This is a genomic window from Streptomyces sp. SID3343 (genome assembly GCF_009865215.1).
In the GTDB taxonomy this organism is placed as follows: Bacteria; Actinomycetota; Actinomycetes; order Streptomycetales; family Streptomycetaceae; genus Embleya.
Window position 1 is genome coordinate 1 of record NZ_WWJX01001480.1, and the last position, 4,286, is coordinate 4,286.

4 protein-coding genes are annotated in these 4,286 nt (G+C 72.1%); 2 read left to right on the forward strand and 2 right to left on the reverse strand.

What is annotated here, in order from left to right; genetic code table 11:
• Positions 1-528: erythromycin esterase family protein (locus GT354_RS47155; RefSeq protein WP_161363903.1), on the reverse strand; the 528-nt coding region annotated here is incomplete at its 3' end.
• Positions 529-586: 58 nt separating this feature from the next.
• On the opposite strand from GT354_RS47155, the gene GT354_RS47160 reads away from it, so the two are divergent.
• The gene (locus GT354_RS47160; protein ID WP_161363905.1) at positions 587-1,354 is read left to right on the forward strand and encodes a TioE family transcriptional regulator; all 768 of its coding nucleotides are present in this window, start codon (positions 587-589) and stop codon (positions 1,352-1,354) included.
• Between the two features lie 315 nt (positions 1,355-1,669).
• Here GT354_RS47160 and GT354_RS47165 read toward each other — a convergent pair whose 3' ends face one another.
• A complete protein-coding gene (locus GT354_RS47165; protein WP_161363907.1) occupies positions 1,670-3,175 on the reverse strand; it encodes a carboxylesterase family protein in 1,506 nt (501 codons plus the stop codon).
• Positions 3,176-3,367: 192 nt separating this feature from the next.
• Between GT354_RS47165 and GT354_RS47170 the strand changes: the two genes are divergently transcribed.
• Positions 3,368-4,286: ROK family transcriptional regulator (locus GT354_RS47170; protein WP_161363909.1), on the forward strand; the 919-nt coding region annotated here is incomplete at its 3' end.

Here is a 4,286-nt window from a genome sequence, read left to right on the forward strand (position 1 = left end):
GGTCCATCGGTCGTCTGCGCCGAGCAGCCGGTCGAGCGTTTGCGCGGTGCAGGGGAGCAAGTCCGGTTCCACGCAGGCCGAGAGATAGTCGTGGAGCGCGGTGAGGGACTGCCGGGGGCTCGCGGCGCCGGTGATCTCCAGCGGGCCGTCGACACCGGCGAAGCGCAACGCGTCGGACGGGATTCGGTCTTCGTTGTAGGCGCGCATCCAGCGCACGAGCTCGCGGTTGGCCTCGAACGCGCCCCACCCGTGGCTGAATCCGTGCTCCATGACGTCGTCGAGGATGCCCGTGCCCGACGTGACGTAGTCGTCCACGACCAGGCCCGCCATGCAGTCGCTCTCGATCGCGATCGTCCGATAGCCCTCGTGCTCGACGAGTTGCCGGAAGAGCCCGTTGCGCAGGTCGAGCAAAGCCTCCTCGCCATGGGTGGGTTCGCCCAACGCGAGCAGTCGCGGCCGGGTCGGGAACAGCCGCATGACGGCGGTCGCCTCGACGGCATGGGTGAAGTCTTCGATGTCATTGACCATACCTTGAACGGTATCGTTGAAGTCTCGGTTGAACCTTTTCCTCGATATCGGCAGGACCATGCGGCGAAACCCTCAAAGCGGTGAACGGCTCAGGCCGATCGACCTGGCTCGCCGGCACGGCCTGTCCACCCAGGCCGTCAGGAACTACGAGGACGCCGGCATCCTTCCGGCCGCCGATCGCACTCCGCACGGGTACCGCACCTACACTGCGCTGCACGCGCGGGCCCTGGACGCGTTCCTGGCTCTGCTGCCCGGCCACGGACACGGGACCGCGACGTCGATCATGCGGGCCGTGAACCACGGCGCGGTGGACGACGCGTTCCACCTCATCGACGAGAGCCACGCCCGGCTACTCGACGACCGGCGGACACTCCGGGCCGTGGAGAAGGCCCTCCGCGACCTGGGGCCCACCACAGTGCGCGATCCCTCGGTGCGGCCCGAGCCCTCGGTGCAGTCCGGGCCGGCTGCGGCGTCCGGCCCCGGCGACACGTTCATCGGACCGCTCGCGGGCAAGCTCGGCCTCCGGCCCGCGACGCTGCGCACGTGGGAGCGCGTCGGGCTGGTCCGCCCGCGCCGCGATCCGCTGACCGGGTACCGCGTCTACGGCGAGGCCGACGTTCGGGATGCCCGACTGGTCCACCAACTCAGGCGAGGCGGCTACCTGTTGGAGCAGATCGCGCCGCTGATCGCCCAGGTACGGGCGGCCGGCGGGCTGGAGCCGCTGGAAGCCGCGATGTGCGACTGGCACGCTCGGCTGTCCGCCCGTGGGCGGGCCATGCTGACCGGGGCCGCAGAGCTGGAGGCGTACCTCCGCGAGCGCGGCTGAGCCTTCGACCACCGGCCCCCGGATCGGCGACCTCGTACCGCCGACCTTCGACCACCGGCTTTCGATCACCGGCCCTCGGCTACCGGCTTTCGACCACCGGCCTTCGACCACCGATCCTCGACTACCGGCCCTCGATCGCCGACCTTCGATCACCGGCCGAAGCAAGCAACCACCACCACCACCAACGATTCCACCCCGAGTGCCCCACCCTCAGACACCTCTCCCCGGCCGACTCGCCCCTGCCCCCGACCCTGACCCCGCCCCCCGACTCCACCGCGACACTCCCGACCGGCGGCCGCACCGGTCAGCTCCGAATCAGGCCGTCGCGGCTGCCCGTCCGCCCCAGATCTCGCGCTCGGCCGCCAGCGGATCGGCCACGATCTCCGGCTTGGTGTCCCACACCATCGTGGCGCGCTCCTCTCGCGTATAGCGCGGCCACTGCGCACCCGGGTCCAGGTCGCGCACGAACGCGACCCATGCCCCGTGCATCGCATCCGCCAACCCCTGCGGCGGGTTCGGACCGGTCGCGTGGAGCGCGCCCTCGCCAAGGAGATCGAACGCGAACGGCAGGTCGAGGCAGTGGAAGGCCGAGGCGTCGAACATCGGCGCGGAGGACAGCCATTCGAAGGCGTACAGCCACGTGGGCAGTTCCAGGGCCGCGCGGGATTCGGCGATGCTCACCGACGTGGCCCGAAAGAGCGTGTCGGTGAGTGCCTGGCCGATCACCTGGGCGGGGGTCGCGCCGTCGTGCAGCGCAAGGTACGCCTCGGTGCCCTCCGCAGACAGGCCCAGCGACGCGAGCATGCCGTGCGCGACCTCGATCGGCGCGTCCGGCATGCCGAACTCGGCCGCCGCGTTGAACTCGTGGTGCGTGGCGCCGAGCATCAGCGGCGCGGGCGTGGCCGATCCGTTGCGGTACGCGGTGTGCACGTCCTCGGGGATCAGCTCGCCGTCCGCGAACGGCGCGAGCGGCAGCCCGGGCAGGGGCGCGGCGCCGGGCTCGGGCGCGGTCAACGTGTCCTGGAGGGCCAGGAGTTCGTCATCGGACACGTCGCGCAGCGCGGCGGCGGTGGCCGGCAGGCCGGTGCGTGCGGTGAAGAGCTCGGCCACCGCGATGCCGTCCGCTCGGCTCTGCGGCTCCATCACCGCGCCGGAGACCGAGATCGCGCCGCGAAAGAGGCCGTACGCCGACGGCGTGGCCATCAGCGTCTGCACCGCGCCGCCGCCCGCCGACTGACCGGCGATGGTGACCTTGGTCGGGTCGCCGCCGAAGGCCGCGATGTTGTCGCGAACCCAGGTCAGCGCGGCGATCCAGTCGAGTACGCCACGGTTGTCCGGCGCGTCGTCGAGGTGCAGGAAGCCCTCGATACCGAGCCGATAGCCGAGCGAGACCAGGACGACGCCGTCGCGGTTGAACGCGGTCCCGTCGTACCAGGGGCTCGCGGCCGAACCGGCCACGAAACCGCCGCCGTGGATCCACACGAGCACGGGCAGCGCGGCGCCCGGGCCGGCACCCGGGTCTGCGCCAGGCTCTGCGCCCGGGCTCGGGGTGAACACGTTCAGGTTCAGCACGCCCTCGCCGGGGATCGACGGCTCGGGGATGATCGTCGGCCCTTCGCCGAACGCGCGGCGCTGCGCGGTGGGACCGTACTCGGTGGCGTCCAGCGGCTCGGTCCACGGGTCGGGCGGGCGAGGAGCGGCGAAGCGCAGGTCGCCCACCGGGGGCTTGGCGAACGGGATGCCCAGAAAGCGGGCGGAGTGGTCGTGCCACGTTCCTCGGACGGGGCCCAGGGTGGTGGTGACGAGTGGCTGCTGGGTCACGAGACGGTCCTTTGCGCGGGCGAGCGTGGGAACTGCGAATACCTGGAGCGATCGATCCACGGGCAAGTATCGGCCCTGGCGACTAAATATTGCAAGACTTGAAAAAATTATACCGACGGACCCCGACCGAATGCCGATCCGCCCCCGGCCGCCGCCCCACCCCCGACAAACCGCCAAGGCACAATTGGCCCGGTGAAGAGCCTCAGCGGTGGTTCGCCCGCCCTCCCGACCGACACGGCTGCCGTGCGGCGGCACAACACCGCGCTCGTGCTCCGGCACATCGCCACGCACGGCCCGTGCGCGCGCACCGAGATCGCCGCCGCCACCGGTTTGGTGCACGCCTCGGTCACCGCGCTCGCCGCCGACCTGATCGGCCGCGGTCTGGTCCGCGAGGTCGGCTCGGCCTCGTCGGGAGGGCGGGGACGGCCACGCCGCCTGTTGCGCCTGGTCCCGGAGCGGGTGACGGCCATCGCGGTCCAGGTGACGTTGGAGCGGGTCGAGGTGCTGGCCGCGGACCTCGCCGGGGCGGTCGTACACCGGGCGTCCGTCCCGCACCGCGCGCCGTTCGGCGATCCCGAGCCGCTCGCCGCCGTGATCGCCCACGAGATCTCCCGGGCCGAGGCCGCCGTACGCACCGGCCCCGGAGTCCACCTCGCCGACGTGGTGATCGCGATGGCCGGACCGGTGTCCGGCCCCGGCCACACCGTCGCCGCCGCGATCGACTTCGGCTGGCACCGTACCGACCTGCGCGCCCTGGTCGTCGCCCGCCTGCCGCGACCGGCCCGCCCGGTGGACGTGGTCAACGACGCCAACGTCGCGGCCCTGGCCGAATACCACGCCCGCGCCGAGCACGGCGGCGAACTTCCTTACGCGGTGGCCTACATCAAGGCGGACACCGGCGTCGGCGGCGGCCTGGTGATCGACGGACGAATCCACACGGGTACGCACGGCATGGCCGGCGAGGTGGGCCACATGCCGCTGTCCCTCGACGGCCCCGAATGCGCGTGCGGGGCGCGCGGCTGCCTGGCGACCTACGTCGGCCCCGAGCCGCTGACCGCTGCGGCCGGACTCGCCGAGGTCGCCGCGACCGACGGCATGGACGCGGCCCTGA

Coding starts and splice junctions, on each gene's coding strand:
- GT354_RS47160 (WP_161363905.1), top strand. CDS start 587: ATGCGGCGAAACCCTCAAAGCGGTGAACGGCTCAGGCCGATCGACCTG.